This window comes from Pseudoduganella sp. R-34 (assembly GCF_049904655.1).
In the GTDB taxonomy this organism is placed as follows: Bacteria; Pseudomonadota; Gammaproteobacteria; order Burkholderiales; family Burkholderiaceae_D; genus Rugamonas.
This window is the reverse complement of the sequence record NZ_CP184572.1, coordinates 326643-345133: the sequence shown is the minus strand read 5'-3', so window position 1 is coordinate 345133 and position 18491 is coordinate 326643. Positions and strand designations below refer to the sequence as shown.

Annotated in this window: 22 protein-coding genes and 1 riboswitch; of the genes, 4 read left to right on the top strand and 18 right to left on the bottom strand. The window is 60.9% G+C overall.

What is annotated here, in order from left to right; genetic code table 11:
* Window positions 1-61: 61 nt before the first annotated feature.
* On the top strand, window positions 62-325 hold the full coding sequence (locus ACN9MW_RS01635) for a hypothetical protein (protein WP_426166949.1): 264 nt from the start codon (window positions 62-64) through the stop codon (window positions 323-325).
* A 19-nt stretch (window positions 326-344) separates the two neighbouring features.
* Here ACN9MW_RS01635 and ACN9MW_RS01630 read toward each other — a convergent pair whose 3' ends face one another.
* From ACN9MW_RS01630 to ACN9MW_RS01610, 5 genes are read right to left on the bottom strand one after another with little or no spacing between them, the layout of a single operon-like run.
* Window positions 345-968: a chalcone isomerase family protein gene (locus ACN9MW_RS01630; RefSeq protein WP_426166947.1), complete on the bottom strand. Its 624-nt coding sequence runs from the start codon at window positions 966-968 to the stop codon at window positions 345-347.
* 58 nt (window positions 969-1026) lie between these two features.
* Window positions 1027-1281 (bottom strand): YfhL family 4Fe-4S dicluster ferredoxin, encoded by a 255-nt coding sequence (locus ACN9MW_RS01625; protein WP_426166945.1) that lies wholly within the window; start codon window positions 1279-1281, stop codon window positions 1027-1029.
* Window positions 1282-1293: 12 nt separating this feature from the next.
* A complete protein-coding gene (gene coaD / locus ACN9MW_RS01620) occupies window positions 1294-1785 on the bottom strand; it encodes a pantetheine-phosphate adenylyltransferase (RefSeq protein ID WP_057262219.1) in 492 nt (163 codons plus the stop codon).
* A gap of 36 nt (window positions 1786-1821) precedes the next feature.
* A complete protein-coding gene (gene rsmD, locus ACN9MW_RS01615; RefSeq protein WP_426166943.1) occupies window positions 1822-2406 on the bottom strand; it encodes a 16S rRNA (guanine(966)-N(2))-methyltransferase RsmD in 585 nt (194 codons plus the stop codon).
* Between the two features lie 36 nt (window positions 2407-2442).
* Window positions 2443-3309: a DUF6279 family lipoprotein gene (locus ACN9MW_RS01610; protein ID WP_426166941.1), complete on the bottom strand. Its 867-nt coding sequence runs from the start codon at window positions 3307-3309 to the stop codon at window positions 2443-2445.
* 30 nt (window positions 3310-3339) lie between these two features.
* On the opposite strand from ACN9MW_RS01610, the gene glmU reads away from it, so the two are divergent.
* A complete protein-coding gene (gene glmU, locus ACN9MW_RS01605) occupies window positions 3340-4719 on the top strand; it encodes a bifunctional UDP-N-acetylglucosamine diphosphorylase/glucosamine-1-phosphate N-acetyltransferase GlmU (protein WP_426166939.1) in 1380 nt (459 codons plus the stop codon).
* On the opposite strand, the gene ACN9MW_RS01600 is transcribed toward glmU, so the two are convergent.
* Window positions 4716-5312 carry an ACP phosphodiesterase gene (locus tag ACN9MW_RS01600; RefSeq protein WP_426166937.1) on the bottom strand — a complete coding sequence of 199 codons (597 nt, stop codon included), beginning with the start codon at window positions 5310-5312 and terminating at the stop codon, window positions 4716-4718. The genes glmU and ACN9MW_RS01600 overlap by 4 nt on opposite strands.
* A gap of 328 nt (window positions 5313-5640) precedes the next feature.
* Window positions 5641-6099, bottom strand: coding sequence for an Lrp/AsnC family transcriptional regulator (locus ACN9MW_RS01595; RefSeq protein WP_426166935.1), 459 nt, complete (start codon window positions 6097-6099; stop codon window positions 5641-5643).
* Window positions 6100-6228: 129 nt separating this feature from the next.
* Between ACN9MW_RS01595 and glmS the strand changes: the two genes are divergently transcribed.
* A complete protein-coding gene (gene glmS, locus ACN9MW_RS01590; protein ID WP_426166933.1) occupies window positions 6229-8058 on the top strand; it encodes a glutamine--fructose-6-phosphate transaminase (isomerizing) in 1830 nt (609 codons plus the stop codon).
* Between the two features lie 68 nt (window positions 8059-8126).
* On the opposite strand, the gene ACN9MW_RS01585 is transcribed toward glmS, so the two are convergent.
* From ACN9MW_RS01585 to ACN9MW_RS01575, 3 genes are all read right to left on the bottom strand, one after another.
* A complete protein-coding gene (locus ACN9MW_RS01585; protein ID WP_426166931.1) occupies window positions 8127-8720 on the bottom strand; it encodes a mobile mystery protein B in 594 nt (197 codons plus the stop codon).
* The gene (locus ACN9MW_RS01580; protein WP_426166929.1) at window positions 8708-9157 is read right to left on the bottom strand and encodes a mobile mystery protein A; all 450 of its coding nucleotides are present in this window, start codon (window positions 9155-9157) and stop codon (window positions 8708-8710) included. Before ACN9MW_RS01580 ends, ACN9MW_RS01585 begins: the two co-directional genes overlap by 13 nt.
* Before the next feature lie 356 nt (window positions 9158-9513).
* Entirely contained in the window at window positions 9514-10179 is a 666-nt protein-coding gene (locus tag ACN9MW_RS01575; RefSeq protein WP_426166927.1) for an O-methyltransferase, read from the bottom strand.
* Between the two features lie 36 nt (window positions 10180-10215).
* Here ACN9MW_RS01575 and ACN9MW_RS01570 point away from each other — a divergent pair, with 36 nt between their 5' ends.
* Window positions 10216-10938 carry a TetR family transcriptional regulator gene (locus ACN9MW_RS01570; RefSeq protein WP_426166925.1) on the top strand — a complete coding sequence of 241 codons (723 nt, stop codon included), beginning with the start codon at window positions 10216-10218 and terminating at the stop codon, window positions 10936-10938.
* On the opposite strand, the gene ACN9MW_RS01565 is transcribed toward ACN9MW_RS01570, so the two are convergent.
* From ACN9MW_RS01565 to cbiE, 8 genes are all read right to left on the bottom strand, one after another.
* Window positions 10887-12932, bottom strand: coding sequence for a TonB-dependent receptor (locus ACN9MW_RS01565; RefSeq protein ID WP_426166923.1), 2046 nt, complete (start codon window positions 12930-12932; stop codon window positions 10887-10889). The genes ACN9MW_RS01570 and ACN9MW_RS01565 overlap by 52 nt on opposite strands.
* A 74-nt stretch (window positions 12933-13006) precedes the next feature.
* Window positions 13007-13233: riboswitch (cobalamin riboswitch) on the bottom strand.
* A gap of 2 nt (window positions 13234-13235) precedes the next feature.
* A complete protein-coding gene (gene bluB, locus ACN9MW_RS01560) occupies window positions 13236-13889 on the bottom strand; it encodes a 5,6-dimethylbenzimidazole synthase (protein ID WP_426166921.1) in 654 nt (217 codons plus the stop codon).
* A gap of 8 nt (window positions 13890-13897) precedes the next feature.
* The gene (locus ACN9MW_RS01555; protein ID WP_426166919.1) at window positions 13898-14230 is read right to left on the bottom strand and encodes a (2Fe-2S) ferredoxin domain-containing protein; all 333 of its coding nucleotides are present in this window, start codon (window positions 14228-14230) and stop codon (window positions 13898-13900) included.
* Window positions 14227-15228 carry a precorrin-3B C(17)-methyltransferase gene (cobJ, locus tag ACN9MW_RS01550; RefSeq protein WP_426166917.1) on the bottom strand — a complete coding sequence of 334 codons (1002 nt, stop codon included), beginning with the start codon at window positions 15226-15228 and terminating at the stop codon, window positions 14227-14229. Before cobJ ends, ACN9MW_RS01555 begins: the two co-directional genes overlap by 4 nt.
* The gene (locus tag ACN9MW_RS01545) at window positions 15225-15629 is read right to left on the bottom strand and encodes a cobalamin biosynthesis protein (protein ID WP_426166915.1); all 405 of its coding nucleotides are present in this window, start codon (window positions 15627-15629) and stop codon (window positions 15225-15227) included. Before ACN9MW_RS01545 ends, cobJ begins: the two co-directional genes overlap by 4 nt.
* Entirely contained in the window at window positions 15626-16390 is a 765-nt protein-coding gene (locus ACN9MW_RS01540; RefSeq protein WP_426166913.1) for a cobalamin biosynthesis central domain-containing protein, read from the bottom strand. Before ACN9MW_RS01540 ends, ACN9MW_RS01545 begins: the two co-directional genes overlap by 4 nt.
* Window positions 16387-17178 (bottom strand): precorrin-2 C(20)-methyltransferase, encoded by a 792-nt coding sequence (gene cobI, locus ACN9MW_RS01535; protein ID WP_426166911.1) that lies wholly within the window; start codon window positions 17176-17178, stop codon window positions 16387-16389. The genes ACN9MW_RS01540 and cobI overlap by 4 nt, the downstream gene beginning before the upstream one ends.
* The gene (gene cbiE / locus ACN9MW_RS01530; RefSeq protein WP_426166909.1) at window positions 17175-18491 is read right to left on the bottom strand and encodes a precorrin-6y C5,15-methyltransferase (decarboxylating) subunit CbiE; all 1317 of its coding nucleotides are present in this window, start codon (window positions 18489-18491) and stop codon (window positions 17175-17177) included. The genes cobI and cbiE overlap by 4 nt, the downstream gene beginning before the upstream one ends.

Here is an 18491-nt window from a genome sequence, read left to right as displayed (position 1 = left end):
TTGGCGTTATATGTTGCGGCGCACTATAGTACCAATAGATTCTAAAGGTATAGAAACGGCCATGTCTACTTACATTAACATCATCGAATTTGCACAGTACCTACCGCTGGTGATCCTGGCGCTGGCGCTGGCATTCGTGTTCAAGCCGCTGCTGCGTGGTATCGCCCGCGCTGCCGTGCTTGTCGTTAAGCCAAAGTTGAGCAAAGAGGAACGCTTGCAACGTCGCCTGATGCGCGACACCATGATGTTCAAGCGTATGCTGAATTCGATGGAAGGCTCGCCTAGCCACGTCGCAGAACTGCGAGCAATGGCCTGCCGCGCGTAAGCCTTCCGCAGCGCAGCAATCAGTTCGTTTCCGGTGTTGGGGCTGTTTTTTCCGCGCCCGACAGCAGTTTCGGTTTCAGCGAAGAATCAACCGGCTTGTTGCCGATCCAGATGCGCATGATGGCGTTGAAGAACGCCTGGTCCGGCAGCGTTTCCCCGACCTTCTTCCCGTTCAGGAACGGCTGGGAGCCGGTCGAAGGGTTCCAGTCCACGATCAGCTCGTCGCCCTTCTTCAGTCCAGGGAACTGGGCAAAAATCTCCCCGAAAGCCTTGGTCTGAGGCAGCAGCTTGGTGCGTTCTTCCGGGCTGACGTTGTCGTTCAGGCCCTTCATGAAGGCCATGCCGAAGTCGTCCGAGCTCAGGTCACGCATGGCGACGATGCGAATGCGGCGCGGCCCGCCAACGCTCAGCACGTCCTGCACGGTGGTTTTCTTTTCTTGCAGGTAAAAGCCTACCGCGTAGACCTTGAACACCAGCTTGGTGCGCACGCCGGCGCCGTTCAGCTTGAGGTCATGGCCGGCTACGCTGACCGTTTCGGGGAATTTGACACCCGCTACTTCGGCGGCAAATGCGGGCAGGCTGCTGGCGGCCAGGAAAGCGGCGGCGGCAGCAGTTTGTAAAAGTTTACGGCGAGTAATACTCATTTTGTCTCCGTTTGTATCAAGTAGCAATATACCGCAGAGCTACCCTTTTTGGGAGGCATCAGGTCTTATCTGCCTGCAATTTCTCGAATTTTGCCAACAGTTGCTCCTTGCTTTCCCGCCAATCTGGATTAAATGGAATGCAAGAGACCGGGCAGACCTGCTGGCACTGCGGTTCATCGAAGTGACCGACGCATTCGGTGCACTTGTTGGGATCAATTTCGTAGATCTCCGGACCCATGTAGATCGCGTCGTTCGGGCACTCGGGCTCGCACACGTCGCAATTGATGCAGTCGTCGGTAATCATTAAAGCCATGGCATTACTCTCTTATTCGCCCTTGCGCGCTGCGATCTTTTTACGCAGCCAGCGGTCGACGGACGGGAAAACAAACTTGGATACGTCGCCGCCAAGCTCTGCGATCTCGCGCACGATGGTGCCCGAGATGAACTGGTACTGGTCGGATGGGGTCAGGAACAGCGTTTCCACATCCGGCAGCATGTAGCGGTTCATGCCCGCCATCTGGAATTCAAACTCGAAGTCGGACACGGCGCGCAGGCCGCGCACAATCACGCGTGCATCGTGCTCGCGCACGAAGTCTTTCAACAGGCCGGAAAAGCTCTCGACTTTGACGTTTGGATAATGGCCCAGCACTTCGTTGGCAATTTCCAGCCGTTCTTCAAGCGTGAAGAACGGATGCTTGTTCTGGCTATCGGCCACGCCGACGATCAGTGTGTCGAACAGGCCCGATGCGCGGCGCACCAGGTCTTCGTGACCCCGGGTCAGCGGGTCGAAAGTACCCGGATAAACTGCTACAACCATTGCAACTCCATGCGTTTGGCTTAGGACAAAGAAGAATTATGCCTCATTTTCAGGCAATGCCTGAAGCAGGTGGTAGTACACCATGCCCGCCTTGTCGGCACGCACCACTTCCCAGCCGTCGAAGGCCAGCGGTGCTTCCGCCTCGGCATAAACCAGGCCGCCGTCCTTGAGCAGCGCGCGGCACAGCGGCAGCGCGCGCTCCAGCAGGCCTTGCTGGTAAGGCGGGTCGAGGAAAATCAGGTCGAATCTGGCGCCGCGGCCGGCCAGCGATTGCGCCGTCGCCAAGGCGTCGCCGCGCTGAATGGCGATATTGGTGGCTTTCAGCTTTTCGCGGTTGGCTTCCAGCTGGCGCACGACGGCGCTGTTGGCGTCAACCATGGTGACCTTGGCCGCGCCGCGGCTGGCGGCCTCGAAACCGAGGGCGCCGCTGCCGGCAAACAGGTCCAGCACCTGGGTGTCGCTCCAGGCGGCATCGTGCAGGTGGTTGATCCAGTTGAAGACGGTTTCGCGCACGCGGTCTGGCGTTGGGCGGAGGCCTAGTGCTTCCAGCACCGGCAATGGCGTGCGCTTCCAGTCGCCGCCAATGATGCGGACCTGGTTGGGGACTTTCTTTTTTTGCATGGCCGGCATTATCTCATGCCGTCTGGGCGCCAAGGCTTAATGCACTTGCGCCGCAAGGGTATTCAGGTCCTTGATCCAGCCTTCCATGCGCTTTTGCGCGTGGGCTTTCTGCTCTGGCGTAGTGATGCGCACGACGGTGTGGACAAGTTCCACGGTCGACTGGGTATAGTTCTCGAAGAAGGCTTTGCGTTCAGATGCGTCCAAGCGGTCAAAGCCCGAGCGGATCAATTCTTCGACCCACTGCGTGGCCACTTGCTTGCTCGGCCGCTCGGTCATGATCTTGCGCGCCAGGTTCATGATCTTCTGCTGGCGCCGGATACGCTCGTCGAGCCACAGCGCATTATCCAGCGGCCGCGCGTCGGAGGTCTTGCGGATGATGGCTTCCTGCTCATCGCTGAAACCACCGAACCATAGTTCGAACTGTTCCATCGACTTCTTGAAGCGGAACTTGTTCTGGTCCTGGGCATCGCCCTTCATGTTCTCCTTGTGGAATTTGACATTGTTCTTGGTGAACTTCTTCTCCATGCCGGCGAGTTGCTCGGGCTTGAGCGACAGCGCCAGCTCCGCGATATCGGGGGCAGAGCGCAGCAGCAGCGCCTCGGTACGGTCGCGGATATCCACATAGTCGGCCATCAGGTCGGCCTGCGTCGGGTTGCCGCGCAACTGGCGTTGGGCCTTTTGCAGGAACTGAACATAGTCCTGAAGCTGGGTCTTGCGGTGCCAGCGGAAAAATTCGTCGATATCCTGCTTGACCTCCGCCTTCTGTTCGCTGTCGAAATCGACGTAGGCGTCGAGCCACCAGTACAGCAAGGTATCGCCGTTGTTATAAGCCAGCCGCAGGGAGCTGCATGCTGCGAGCAGAAGGGCAAAAGCCAGCACGATGCACGTGTTAAACTTTTTCATCTTTTAACTCACACAAGAAAACTACGGTCTATGAACGTCGTCATTCTCGCCGCCGGCATGGGTAAGCGCATGCAGTCGGCGCTGCCAAAAGTTTTGCATCCCGTAGCCGGCAAGCCTCTGTTGTCCCACGTCATCGACACCGCGCGCAGCCTGTCTCCGGCTAAATTGTGCGTCATTTACGGGCACGGCGGCGCAGCGGTGCTGGCTTCGCTGGACAAGCACAAGGCCGTTCCCGGCACCGAAATCTCGGCCGCCCTGCAGGAACCGCAACTCGGCACCGGCCACGCTGTCCAGCAAGGCCTGGAGCACCTCGACGACGACCAGCCAACCCTGGTGCTGTATGGCGACGTGCCGCTGACTTCCGCCGCTTCCCTGAAACGCCTGGCCGAAGCCGCCGGCAAGGACAAGCTGGGCATCCTGACCGTGGTGCAGGACAACCCGTTCGGCCTGGGTCGCATCGTTCGCGTGGGCGGAGCGATCCAGCGCATCGTTGAAGAGAAGGATGCCACAGAAGCCGAGCGCCTGATCAAGGAAATCAATTCCGGCATCATGGTGATCCCGACCGCCAAGCTGAAGCAGTGGCTGGGCAAGCTGAAAAACGAAAACGCGCAAGGCGAGTACTACCTGACCGATATCGTCGCCATGGCGGTGGAAGAAGGCGTGCAAGTCGTCTCGGCCCACCCTGCCGCAGCGTGGGAAGTGCTGGGCGTGAACAGCAAGGCCCAACTGGCCGAACTGGAACGCATCTACCAGCGCAATGTCGCCAACTGCCTGCTGGACAAAGGCGTGACCCTGGCCGACCCTGCGCGTATCGACGTGCGTGGCGAGCTGACTTGTGGCCGCGATGTGACCATCGACGTTGGCTGCGTCTTCGAAGGCAAGGTCGAAATCGGCGAGGGCGCAACCATCGGTCCGAACTGCGTGCTGATTAACGCGAAGATCGGCGCCGGCGCCAATATCAAGGCTTTTACCCATATCGAAGAAGCGGTGGTCGGCGACAAGGGCCAGATCGGACCTTATGCCCGCCTGCGCCCTGGCACCGAACTGGGTGAAGACGTCCATGTGGGTAACTTCGTCGAAATCAAGAACAGCCAGGTCGCCGCGCACAGCAAGGCAAACCACCTGGCTTACGTGGGCGATGCTACCGTCGGTTCGCGCGTGAACATCGGCGCCGGCACCATCACCTGCAACTACGATGGCGCGAACAAGTTCCGCACCGTGATCGAAGACGACGCCTTCATCGGCAGCGACAGCCAGCTCGTGGCGCCTGTAACCGTGGGCGCAGGCGCGACCATCGGCGCCGGCACGACGCTGACCAAGGACGCACCAGCCGGCAAGCTGACCATCTCGCGCCCTAAACAGTTGACGGTTGAAGGCTGGAAGCGCCCAGTGAAGGTAAAGAAGACCTAAGCAACCGAGAACTGGCGGCGGCGCTGGTAAGTAAATTTCACCAGCTCGGGGAAGAAGCGATCGAAACCATCGGCGATCGCTTCGTAGTGCTGCTGCACTTCCCCGATGCCCTCGCGCAGCAGGTGGCCGTTCCGGCTTAACCTGTCCGACATGCGGGTCAGCGCCAGCTCGACCCCGCTGAACTCCCCATAAGCACCCAGCCAGTCCTGCTTGATCAGCTTGGGCAGGATTTCGCGCAGCCGTTCCGGCAACTGCCCTTCATGCGCCGCCAGGGCGGCGTAGAAGCGCTCGATCAGTTCCTGGCGCGGCTCCTCGCAGTATTCGTCCCAGCGCTGGCTCAGGATATGGTCGTAGAACACGTCCAGAACGATGCCCGCATAACGCCGTCGGCCTTCCGTGAACAAGCTTTTGGCCTCGGTCACTACCGGGTGACTATCCGTGAAAGAGTCGATAAATCGGTGCAGCGCGATCTCATTCGCGATCTCCGGCGCGTAGTGATCCCCGCCGTTCGCTTTGACGAAATCGCCCAGCATGGCGCCGACCATGGCCGCCTCGCTATGGCGTGCCAGGTAGATATGTGCGAGGTAGTTCATGCCCCATTCTAGCGCTGTGGATAAAGATGTGTAAAAGCCGGTGCAATTCCGCATGAAAACCATGGGACAGGCCTTGGATAAGAGGCGGCCGACACGCGTAGATTATCCACACAGCGCGCCGTTGCACTGCGTCTGTGGAAAAGCCTGGGGAATACCGGCTAACAACCACGGATAACTTAAAACTGTGGATAAGGATGTGGGAAACCCTGCGGAAAACGCGAGGATATGCGGTGCGTATCGCTGGATAACCGCGCCGGAGCGGCGCGGTGGTGTGGAAAAAGATGTGTATAAGCCTGTGCTTAGCCCGGTATAAACCGGGATAACTGGCTCAGACCGGAATGCTGGTCTCGAACTTGCTCCGGAAAGTGGAAAAGTAGGCTTTGACATTGCGCACATTGGCCTGCCCGGCGAACAAACGGTGGGCCAATGCATGGTAGGCCGGCATGTCCGACACCTGCACGATGAGCACGAAATCCGGCCCGGGAGAGACGCGATAGCACTGGAGTATGGCCGGTTCCGGCGCCACCAGCGCCTCGAATTCCGTCATCCGCTCAGCGGCCTGGATATCCAGGGAGATTTCCACAACCGCCGTCAGGTGCGCCCCGACCTTATCCGCCGCAACCAGGGCAACCTCCCGTTCTATTACCCCGGAATCGCGCAAATGCTTGACCCGGCGCAAACAGGTAGGCGCGGACACGTGCACGGCAGCAGCCAGTTCAGCGTTGGTTTGAGAGGCATCCTTCTGCAAAGCATTGAGGATGCGACGGTCGATTTCATCAAAGACCATAATTTGAAATAAAATTTCTAGCAAAGTGTCGTGAGAAATATTCTTTCACAGTATGGAAAAATGAGAAAGCAAATTTCTCTGCGCCTGCTCTAGCATGCATTCATTAACTTTTAAAGAATGAGGTCGCGTATGTGCGGTATCGTCGGCGCTGTAGCCCAGCGCAATATCACCCCGATCCTGGTTGAAGGCCTGAAGCGCCTGGAATACCGCGGCTACGACTCCTGCGGCGTCGCCCTGCACCTGGACGGCAAACTGCAGCGCTCCCGCAGCACCTCCCGCGTGGCCGACCTCGAAAAGCAGATCGACGAAGGTGGCCTGAACGGCTTCACCGGCATTGCCCACACGCGTTGGGCCACCCACGGCGCCCCAGCCTCGCACAACGCCCACCCGCACTTCTCGCCAAGCGAGTCGGCCGCCCGCATCGCCCTGGTCCACAACGGCATCATTGAAAACCACGACGAACTGCGCGCCGAACTGACCGCCCTGGGTTACGTCTTCACCAGCCAGACCGACACCGAAGTGATCGCCCACCTGGTCGACCACATGTACAACGGCGACCTGTTCGACACCGTGCAGCACGCCGTCAAGCGCCTGCACGGCGCCTACGCCATCGCCGTGTTCTGCCGCGAAGAGCCGCACCGCGTGGTCGCCGCGCGCCAGGGCTCGCCGCTGATCGTCGGCATCGGCCAGGGTGAAAACTTCGTCGCCTCCGACGCCATGGCGCTGGCCGGCACCACCGACCAGATCATTTACCTGGAAGAAGGCGACGTGGTCGACCTGCAACTGGGCCGCGTCTGGATCGTCGACGTCGACGGCAAACTGGTGCAGCGCGAAGTAAAGACTGTGCACGCCCACACCGGCGCGGCGGAACTGGGTCCATACCGCCACTTCATGCAGAAGGAAATCTTCGAGCAGCCACGCGTGGTCGGCGACACGCTGGAAGGCGTGACCGGCATCATGCCGGAACTGTTCGGCGACGGCGCCTACAAGGTCTTCAAGGAAATCGACCGCGTGCTGATCCTCGCCTGCGGCACCAGCTACTATGCCGGATCGACCGCCAAGTACTGGATCGAATCGATCGCCAAAGTACCGGTCAGCGTGGAGATCGCCTCCGAATACCGTTACCGCGACAGCGTGCCGAATCCTAAGACCCTGGTGGTGACCATCTCCCAGTCCGGCGAAACCGCCGACACCATCGCCGCGCTGAAGCACGCGCGCAGCCTGGGCATGGAGCACACCCTGACCATCTGCAACGTGGCCACCAGCGCCATGGTGCGCGAGTGCAAACTGGCCTACATCACCCGTGCCGGTGTTGAAGTAGGCGTGGCATCGACCAAAGCCTTCACCACCCAGCTCGCCGCCCTGTTCCTGCTGACCCTCAGCCTGGCACAAGTGAATGGCCTGCTGACCGAAGAACAGGAATCTGCACACCTGAAAGCCATGCGCCACCTGCCTTCCGCCATTGCCGCCGTGCTGGCGCTGGAACCGCAGATCATCGCCTGGGCCGAAGAATTCGCGCGCAAGGAAAACGCCCTGTTCCTGGGCCGCGGCATGCACTACCCGATCGCCCTGGAAGGCGCGCTGAAGCTGAAAGAGATTTCGTACATCCACGCGGAAGCTTATCCAGCCGGTGAACTGAAACACGGCCCGCTGGCGCTGGTGACCGACGAAATGCCGGTGGTGACCATCGCCCCGAACGACGCGCTGCTGGAAAAACTGAAATCGAACATGCAGGAAGTGCGCGCCCGCGGCGGCCAGCTCTACGTCTTCGCCGACGTCGATTCGCGCATCACCTCAGGCGACGGCCTGCACGTGATCCGCCTGCCGGAACACTACGGCCAGTTGTCGCCGATCCTGCACGTGGTTGCGCTGCAGCTGCTGGCCTATCACACAGCCCTCGCACGCGGTACCGACGTTGACAAGCCACGTAATCTGGCGAAATCTGTGACTGTCGAATAATCGCCACGACATATTCAGCTCGCCGTGCCGCCTAACCTCATGCCGACCAAATTTGGTCAGCATGAGGATTATGACCTTACGAAATTCAACAAGGGAGCGTAATCGCGCGCGTCAGCCGCTTGTAGTGCAGCGATGTAAGCAGAACGTGTTGCCGATGCGGCGTTCAAGTTGACTTGTCCCCAAGTGAATGGCGCAGCGCCATTCACTTGCAGGAAGACCTCTGTGAGAAGCCGAGCGTGGCGACCGTTCCCGTTCGGAAATGGATGGATCAAGACGAGACGATGATGTAGCCGAGTGGCGATCTCGTCCAGAGGATACGAACTGAACTCGAGCTGAGTTTTCACGTCGCCGAGTAGATTGTGTAGGTCCACTGCAATTCGTGCCGGATCGACACCAATCGATTTCTCAGTGTTGCGAAATGTGCCAGCCCATTTCCATGTTTTGCCAAACATCTGCTTATGCAGTTTTCGTACATAGTCCTCAGAGAGAATGTCGCCGCGATAGCGGTTGTTAAACGCCCAATTTCTCCCCGCTAAGATATTCGATGTTTCCCATTCGTCGAGCTCTCCACGGGTGGTGATGTGTTTAGGGATCAGGCCTGCTACCTCATCCGGATCGTTTGGTGTGGCGCCGGGGGCGTGCGATCCGCCTAGCGGTCCCATAGCTTGCCCCAGCGCCCTCTCATGATTCTTTCCTTTTCTTCGTTCAGCAAGGAATTCTTGAATTTATCCGACGGTTCTTGATTCTCCAGGCTCATCGTGTGAGCAACTTTCGCGATGTTTCTCTTCGCAACGATGGTCGCTTGTTGTTCGACCTTGGTTTGCAACTCTTGACGAGGAACCAAAACATAGCGCAACTCACAATCCAATGCCTCGGCAGCACGATGCAAACTGTCCAATGTGATCGTGCCACCTTTTTCCGACTGTTCCATGGCCACGACCGTGCTTTGCGCAACTCCCATGCGTTCCGCTAGTTGACGGGTGGTCATTCCTACCGTTTTGCGAATTGATTGAATCCAGCCAACAGGTGGGCGCGGAGGAATGTGAACACCTCGCAAGGCCTCGCTTAACTGTCCAAGTTGTAACTTTTTGATGTCCATGCGAGTGTAAAAATATCGATCATGATCGATATTTTAGCTCAAACTTGATCGATTTAAAGCGATCAATAATAAAATAAATTATAGGTTAAACACGATCATTTATGACGCAAAAGATCGATTATGATCAATTTTTTTTCCACGAACCCGAAGCGGGTATTTAGACGACCACGTCGGTGCCCATGTCTTGGCATGCGTTTGCTACGGCATGTCGCTATCCTGTTCGGGGAATAGCTGATCAGAATCAGGGCTGCGGCGACAGCGATCAAATGAAAGCACAAGTCCCTCTGCAATACCGGTCGCCTGAGCCGCTACTTCCCCGGTGCAGCGCTCGATGGAGTGGGCGGACGCTTCGTGACTTAGTTGCGCTTCATCGAAAGTTCAACGTCGCCGGGCAACGGCAAGGACAGGTAGTCGCCGTCCGGCTCGCGCACCACCGACATGTACTCAGGGCAGTAATCTGCATTGTCGGCGATGATCAGCGCGCCGGGACGCAGGCGGTGTTCCACCAGGCGCAGGATGTCGAAGTACAGGCCTTTGGCGCCATCAAGCAGCAGTAGATCGATCTGTTCCGGCAAGCCGGCGCGCAGGGTTTCCAGTGCGTCGCCCTCGCGGATTTCAACCAGGTCAAGCAGGCCGCCTGCCTCAAGATTCTCGCGGGCGCGCTGTGCCTTGGATGGCTCGAACTCCGTGGTGATCAGCAGGCCGCCGCCGTTGTCGCGCAGGGCTGCAGCCAGGTGCAGGGTCGAGATGCCGAACGAGGTGCCGAATTCGACGATCACGTTTGCCTTGGCGTTGCGCGCCAACATGTACAGCAGCAGGCCCGTCTCGCGCGACACCGGGATCGCGGCATCTTTCAGGTCCGCGTAGATTTCGCGATAACCGGTCTTGCTGCTCATGATGCGCACGCGCTCCTCTTCCGGCAGAGCGGCGAAGGCGGCGATGGCGGGCACACGCGTGCTTTTGGCTTCGTCAAACAGGCGGTTCAGCAGGGGCGCGACAGGTGCGGATGTCAGGGTAATCATGGGGGTATTCCTTTCTTGTGTAAGAGCAGGAATAATATGAAGAATCCTTCACATTTCATATTCGCGTTCCCAGGACCCGCCATGACCGATAGCAAAAACGCCCGAGTTTCCTCGCGAAGAAGGCCAAAACAGGCCCGCTCCAATGACCTCGTCAGCGCAATTCTGCAGGCAGCTATTCAGGTTTTGGCGAAAGAAGGCGCCCGCCGCTTCACCACAACGCGCGTGGCGGAGCGAGCGGGGGTGAGCGTGGGCTCGATCTACCAGTACTTCCCCAACAAGGCTTCGATCCTGTTCCGCCTGCAAAGCGACGAGTGGCAGCAAACGTCGGCCATGCTGTCGGAAATCCTGCAGGATGCAGCAAAGCCGCCGCTGGAGCGCTTGCGTAAGCTGGTGCATGCCTTTGTGCGCTCGGAATGTGAAGAAGCGGCGGTGCGCACCGCGCTTAACGATGCAGCGCCGCTTTACCGCGACGCGCCGGAGGCCATCGAAACCAAAGCCTCCGGCGACCGGATGTTCCGGACCTTTATCGACCAGGTGCTGCCCAATGCCACCAATGCGGAGCGTACCTTGGCAAGCGACCTGGTGATGGATACTCTCAGCGCCGTCGGCCAGCAGTTTTCCCAGGAACCCCGTACCGATAAGGAGATCAAGGCTTACGCTGGCGGCCTGGCCGATATGCTGTGCGCATATCTGGCCGGGCTGGCGGATCAGAACACGGCGCGCAAAGTCAAACGCACCGTGCGCGGTTCGCCGGGGTGACAGTGGATGTCGGACACGCCTTCTGCCGGTTCGCCCGCGAGGCGTGAGGCGTAGTAGTAGTCGACATCACTCGCCTTGCGGTCAAACAGGTTGAACACGTCGGCCGTCAGCTGCCAGCGGCGGTCGAAGCGATAGCTGGTGCGCAAGTAGGCGATAGCCGTGCTGGACGAGCGAACGCTGTTGTCCTCCATCAGCGGCCGCGGACCGAAATAGCGCAGCTGGAACGCGCCGGACCATGGGCCGATGTCGTTCAGCGTTGCGCCAAACGAAGCCACCTTCTCGACAGCGCCCGGCACACGGTCGCCGGCGGCGTCGAACTCGGTGTAGCGCGCACGCGAATAGGCCAGGTCGAAGTCCAGCAGCAGGTGCTTGGTCGCGGCGTAGTGATTGTTCCACTCGACGCCGGAACGCTTGCTGGCTCGGCTCGGCGCCGTGTCGCCGGCATCGCCGGAAAATACCAGTTCGGACCCGGAACGCAGGCGCCACAGTGCGACCGAGCTTTGCAGGCCGGTCACGAACTCGCTGCGGGCGCCGACTTCCGCACCGCGCGTTTTCACCAGCGGCGTGACAGGATCGACAGGCTCGCGTTCGCGTGGCGACAGGCGTGCCGTGGTACCGCGCGCATCGTTGCTGTGGAAGCCTTCTCCGTAGTTCACAAAGAACTCCGTCTTGCTCCAGGGCCCGAGCACAAGGGAGATCTTGGGTGATGCAATGTGATCGTTCACCTTCCCGCTGTTCTCCGCGATAGAGCTGCCGACATTGAAGCGGTAGCTGTCGTAGCGGACGCCGGCAATGGAGCGCAGCCAGTCCGTCCACTGCACTGTGTTCTGGAACCATGCGGCCATGCTCGCTTCGGTAACACGCGATTCGGCGATCGGGTGCCGCACCTGCTGCTGCGTCGTTGCGTACAGCCCGACTGGCGCAATGCGGTCGAAGCGCCCCTGCACGCCGATGTTGTTCTCCATCGAGCGTTGGCCGAGTTGACCGAACCAGGTTTGGGTCAGGTCGAAACCCGTCATCTTGCGGCGTTCCGTCTGCAGCACCTGGTCGCCGTTGACCGGATCGTCGAGGAAATAGGTGACGTCGTTGTACAGCGAGAGATCGTTGCGTACCAGATAGGCGTGCGCCTCCGTCAGCGTGTCGCCCGCGCGCTTGCGCCACTCGGCGGAAAGGCTGTAGCGCGCGGTGCGGCCGCCGTCGCTCGGATCGGCCGCACCGAATTCATCCAGCCGTCCGTCCTGTACCGCGCGCAGCGGGATCTGGCTGGTCGCGTGCCAGCCGGCCTTGTACGCCATGCCGGTAATGCTGAAACGCTCCGCGCTGTTGCCCGAACTGTATCGCAGCACACCCGTCGATTTGTGGAACGCTTCCGGCATCTGCCAAGGGCCGTCGTTGTGGCCGAAATCGAGTGCATACAGCAGGTTGCCGTTGCCAACCTCGGTGGAATTCGCCACTACGCCGCGGCGATAGTTATCCGCGCCGACGGTCAGCGATGCAAAATTTTCGTTCAGCTTATCAGACAGGCCCATATGCGCGGCGCCGGCCGATGCAAAATCGCCTTCGTCTGCGTAATAGGGGCCTTTGCGGTAGCGGATGCGGCCAACCAGTTCTGGAATCAGGAAATTCAGGTCCGTATAGCCCTGGCCGTGGCCGTGCGTGCGCATATTGACCGGCATGCCGTCGACGAAGGTGGCGAAGTCGGTACCGTGGTCCAGGTTGAAGCCGCGCAGGTAGTACTGGTTCGCCTTGCCGTCGCCGCTGTGCTGGGTGACGATCATGCCCGGCACGAATTCAAGGATCTCGCCGGGCCGCAATGCAGGCCGGTTGGCGATCAGTGCCGAAGTGATGGTTCCCTCGCTGGCAGCGTCGGAAGTGCGAATGCCATTGTCATAGTGATGGCCAACGACGTACACCCTGGCTGGTGTCTCTTGCTCTTGTGCCTGCGCGACAGCGCACAAGGCCCCCGCGACCATGGGGATCAGTTTCTTTTTCATTATGGATGTTTGAATCGGCAATCCCGCCCACCTCCCCGTGAGCGCGACCGAACAGCGCGCGCATCGTCGCCGATGCGTGCACCACCTGTCTGGCCGGTATCCGGGCTGGCAAGGCAAACCGTCTTGCCTTCCCATGCTTGCGCACAGTGGCTTGTGTAGACGGCCTTCGTTGGAGAACGATGCTTGCTTACCGTTGCGGGGGCAGCACACCCTGGCCTGCCGGCTGAACCAGCACGGCCATGTGTTTCCCGTTTAACTGCACGCTTGAACGCGCGCGAGGCACCAAACGGCGGCGATTATACGCTATGCACTGTTGTTATCCTGCCACCTGTCGGTATAAACCAGGTCGGCCAGCTTGCCGCGCATGGCCCATCCCTCGAGTTCCAGCATCGGTTTGGGGTAAAAGCCTGCGACGTGACCCAGGCAGATAATGGCGACCGGCTTGCCGCCATCGGGGATGCCCAGCAAGGCTGCCAGCTTGAGCGGATCGAACAGCGACACCCAACCCATGCCAAGGCCTTCCGCGCGGGCGGCCAGCCACATGTTCTGGATAGCGCAGGCGACCGAGGCCAGGTCCATTTCGGGCAAGGTGCGGCGGCCGAAGATGTGCTTTTCGCGATGGTCCATCAGGGCTGCCACCAGCACTTCGCCGCAGTCACGGATGCCTTCGACCTTCAGCCGCATGAACTCTTCGTTGCGGTCGCCGAGAGCGGCCCCGGTGGCCTGGCGTTCCTCGTCGACCAGCCGATACATCTGCTCGCGCAGCTCGGGGCTCTGGATGCGGATGAAGCGCCAGGGCTGCATCAGGCCGACGCTGGGCGCCTGGTGCGCAGCTGCCAACAAGCGCATGAGGAGGTCTTCATCGATTGCGCCAGGTACGAAGTGGCGTACGTCACGCCGTTCGGCAATTACACGATAAACGGCATCAATCGCTGCCTGGTCAAAACTGCTTTGCACTTCTACTCTCACTGTTGATGGAACACGATTTCCTCAACGGCCTGTCCATTGCATAGGTGTTGGTCGATGATGCGGTCCATGTTCTCGGGAGTGACATTGTAGTACCAGGTGCCGTCCGGCTGGACGCAGGCGATCGGGCCGCCCTTGCAGGCCGCGAAGCAGCTTACCCTGCTGCGCTTCACGCGCAGTTCGCCTTCGTTCAAGCCGGCTGCCTTGAATTTGTCGCCCAGGCTGTCGAACAGGGCCTGCGACTGGCCGTCGGCAGTGCAGCGCGGGCCGGTGCAAATCAGCAGGTGGCGGTGGTAGCTGCTGATCTTTGGTTTTACCGGGGTGTCGCTCATGCTTCGCTCCCTTCCGCTTCGGTGCTGGTCTCGGCTTCCCACGGCTCGTCGAGCGTGGAGCGGATATAGTCGGCGGGCAGTCGGTACTGCGCTGCCAGTTCTTCAATGCTGGCACCGGCTTCGTGTTCGGCGCGCAGCGTATCGAGCCATCCCAGCAGGCCTGTCGACAGGGAACGGCCTGCACGCTCACCTTCGCGCGTCGCGCCACCCTCTTGCATGTCGTACTTGTTGGCGTAGCCGCGCGGCGTTACCATCAGGCCGTTGCGCACGAAGGTGTTGCTGTTGCCAATCAGGACAGTGCTGAGCATGCCAATGTCGGCGTCGGCCATGCTGTCGAGGGTGGTGAAGACAATATTTTCGCGGCGGCGGTAGGCGCTCTTGACGATGGCAACTGGTGTGTCGGCACGGCGGTGGCGCAGGAACAGTCGCTGCGCTTCGACGATCTGGCGTGTGCGGCGGCCGCTTTTCGGGTTGTACAGCGCCACAACGAAGTCCGCCATCGCCACCGCATCCAGGCGGCGGGCAATGGTCGGCCAGGGCGTCAGCAGGTCGGACAGCGAAATCGCGCAGAAGTCGTGGGTCAGCGGTGCGCCGACCAGGGCCGCGCAGCTGTTCAGGGCCGATGCGCCGGGGATGATCTCCACTTGCACCGGGTCTTCCGGGGTCCAGCCGGACTGGAACAGCACTTCGTAGGTCGGACCGGCCATGCCGTACACGCCGGCGTCGCCGGACGAAATCAGGGCCACTTTCTTGCCGGCGCGCGCGGCTTCGAGTGCGCTGACGGCGCGGTCCAGCTCTTCCGTCATCGATTTGCGGATGATTTCCTTGCCTTCAATGAGGTCGGCCACCAGCTTGATGTAGGTGACGTAGCCAATTACCACATCGGCTTCGGCGATGGCGTCGCGGGCGCGCTGTGTCATGTGGTCCACGCTGCCGGGGCCTATCCCCACCAGCATGATCTTTCCCGCGACGGCGGGCTGTTCGAGTTGTGCGTTCATGGATTCTTCCTTGCGATTGAGACGGTGACATTGCGGTTGTCCACGCCTCGGAGTTTGAATTTTTCGACCACCAGGGCGGTCATTGGCGTGCCTGGGCCGGCGGCCAGCAGGGCGGCAGCCTCGCTTACCGATGGCGTGCCGGTGTAGCGGCGCACGGTTTCTGAAGGATTCGGTACCGGAACGGCCGCCAATTCTTCCGGTGCGTAGAAGTGCAGCGGCCAGCCATTTTCTTCGGCGAAAGCGAGCAAAGCTTCTTCATCGCGTTTCAGCGTGATGCTTGCGGCGGCGCTTACCTGCCCGGGTTGGGCTCCGGCCTCGCGCAGCGCTGCATGCACGGCCTCACGCACCGTTTGCAGCATGGCGCCACGGTCGCAACCAAGGCCGATCGTGAAAGTGCTCACGCTGCGCCGTCCAGAGGCGGGCGATACACCACCAGTCGTTCGTGGAGGGCATTCCAGCGTTCTTCCGACACCTCGGCATGGGTTACCCACAGCAGCGCGGTGTAGCGCTCCAGCAGTACGTCGTCGAAGTGCTTGAAGAAGTGAATGTTGTCCGGCAGCGGCGTCGGCCTGGTCCACCAATTCGGGCTGCCGGCTTCCTGTACGAAGGCGATCGGTTCGCCGTTCACGACGTGCGCAGAAACGCGCGTGATGTTGATCTTGGGCGCTTCCACTCGCCAGCCAAGGTGGCGGCCAAGGATATCGACCGGAATGGTGCGGCCCACGTCCGACGCGGTGGTCAGCACAGGCACTGCGCCCAGCAAGTCGGCTACGCGTTCGCTCCATTCGTTGGCACCACCGACGTGGCCGGACAGGACCGGAATCACGAACTGGCCGGCGTCGTCCACCACAATCACGCCGGGGTCTTCGTCCTTGCTGCGCAGGTGGGGGGCGATCAGGCGCACCACGGCGCCAAGCGACACGAAGAACACGATCTGGTCGTAGCCTTCAATCAAGGGGCCGATTTCATCGCGCAGCGCGCCGTCGTAGGCGCGTACCGCATTCGGCAGGCCGGAAAATTGCGCCGCGAACTTGGCGGAAGTGCAAATGTCGGCGCCGGGCAGGTCGGCGGCCAGGCGTGCAGCCTGTGCTGCGCCATGCTTCGTGATGGCTACCAGGCATAAGCGCGGCGCCGCTGTGTCGATAATTGATAAGCTGCTCATGCAGACTCCAGGGTTAATGGTTGAGGGCCGGCTTTCTTGAGGCAGCCCTTGATGCGCTCACCGCGAATGCGCTGTCCATGCTTGACGATCAGCAGCGACAGGTAGCTGACTTTGGTGCCCCGCAGCGCCAGGATCTCGGCGCCGCTGAAGCGACGCTCGTCCGGAGCGCCGACACGTTCAATGAAGTGCGCACCTGCCAGCAAGTCCTTGCGCTCCAGCCAGTCGATCAGTTCATCGAGCAGGGGCTTCACCTTCATCAACACCAGGGTGTCGAAGTCCGGCAATAGGCGGTCGATGGCGCTAATGCCATATGCCGCCGGCACGATTGCGACCGTGTCATCCTGTTCTGCGAACGGCACAGGCACTTCGGCGCAGGCGGCGGTGAAGGCGTTGACGCCGGCGATGACTTGCACGGGTACCCGCTCGTCCAAAGCCCGCACCGTGCGCGCCAGGTGGCCGAAGGTCGCATAGGTGCTGGCGTCCCCTTCGACGAGGAAAAGCACGTCGCGGCCCGCGCGAAGCCAGGGCAGCACGGTTTCGGCAGCCTTCATCCAGGCCCGTGCGAGCTTTTCGCCGTCGTGCGTCATGGGGAACAGCAGCAATTCATGCTTGTCGGGCGGCGCAAGGCCGGCGCGTTGCACAATATCGAATGCGTAGCTTGGCGTCCTGCCGCTGCGCGCCGGGTAGACCCAGATTGCATCGCGCCGCTGCAGCGCTTCCCAGGCTGCACGTGTGATCAGTCCCGGGTCGCCGGGGCCGAGGGAAATCCCCCACAAGGTACCGCTCATGCCGGTCCTCCCGCACGGCGTGCACAAACGATCCACACCGGATTTTCGGCCGCCATGCGGTGCATGTGCAGGATCGGCTTGCTGCGCGCGGCCTGCAATTGCAGCACGTCCCAGCTGACGCCGTCGCCCTCCAGCGCCTGCAATGCGGCAGTGGCCGTGGCAAGGTTTTCAAGCGTTACGAAGTTCATCACCAGCGTGCCGCCGGGACGCAAGCGTCGCAGGACGCCGGTAATCAATCCCGCGAGTTCGCCGCCCGAGCCGCCGATGAATACGGCGTCCGGATCGGGCCAGGCATCCAGGCCATCGGGTGCCTTGGCGTGGTACAGGCTGTAATTGGCCACGCCGAACGCAGCGTGGTTGCGACCTGCGATGGCACAGTCTTCCTCGTTCTTTTCGATGGCAAACACGTGCCCCTGTGGGCACAAGCGGGCCGCTTCCAGGCCTACCGAGCCGGAACCGGCGCCGATATCCCATACCAGGCTGTCGGCTCGAAGCTGGAGCCGCGCCAGGCTGACGGCGCGCACTTCCTGCTTGGTGATCAGGCCCTTCTCCGGCTGGCGCTGTTCGAATTCCGCGTCCGCCAGGCCGAATCGCACAGGGCTTGGCACCGGCGTTACGCGCCATAGCAACACGACGCTCAGGGCGGCGAACTGCATGCCAGCCGCTTCACGCGGGCTAAGTTCTGCCAGTACGCGTTCCTCTGGCTGCAGAAGGTTCTCTGCGACTGCCATGTGGAAATCGTCGCCCAGGCCTTCAGCCAGCAGCAGCCGGGCGATGCGGTCCGGACCGTTGTCAGGACTGGTCAGCACCAGCAGGCGCGCATGCTGGCGCAGCGCCTGGGCCAGTCCGTACAGTCCGTGACCAGGCGTACTGCCGCGCGACCATTCGCCGGCGTCGCGGGCATGAACCGACACGATGCGCGCATCTTGCCAGGCCAACCCGATGCGTGCGCAAGCCAGTTGCAGCGTCGACAGGTTGGGCAAGATTTCCAGCGCCTGCACGCACAGGTGTTGCGCCAGGTAAGGCGCAATGCCATGGCACAGTGGATCGCCGGTGGCCAGCACCACGCAGCACAGGTTGTCGGCACGCGCGGCGCGCACCCATTCCGGCACCTCTTTCAGGCGTGCAGTCAGGTCGCGGCAGATGGCGCCAGGCTTGAACTCATTCTTCAGCAGCGCGAGAGTGCGGGCGCCGCCGATCACCACGTCGGCATTGCGCAGCCATGCCAGCGCCGTTGCATTCAGGCTTGCGGCACCGTCATCCAGCACGCCGATCACGCGGCAGGGATTGGGATCAGTTAAACAGGTATCCAT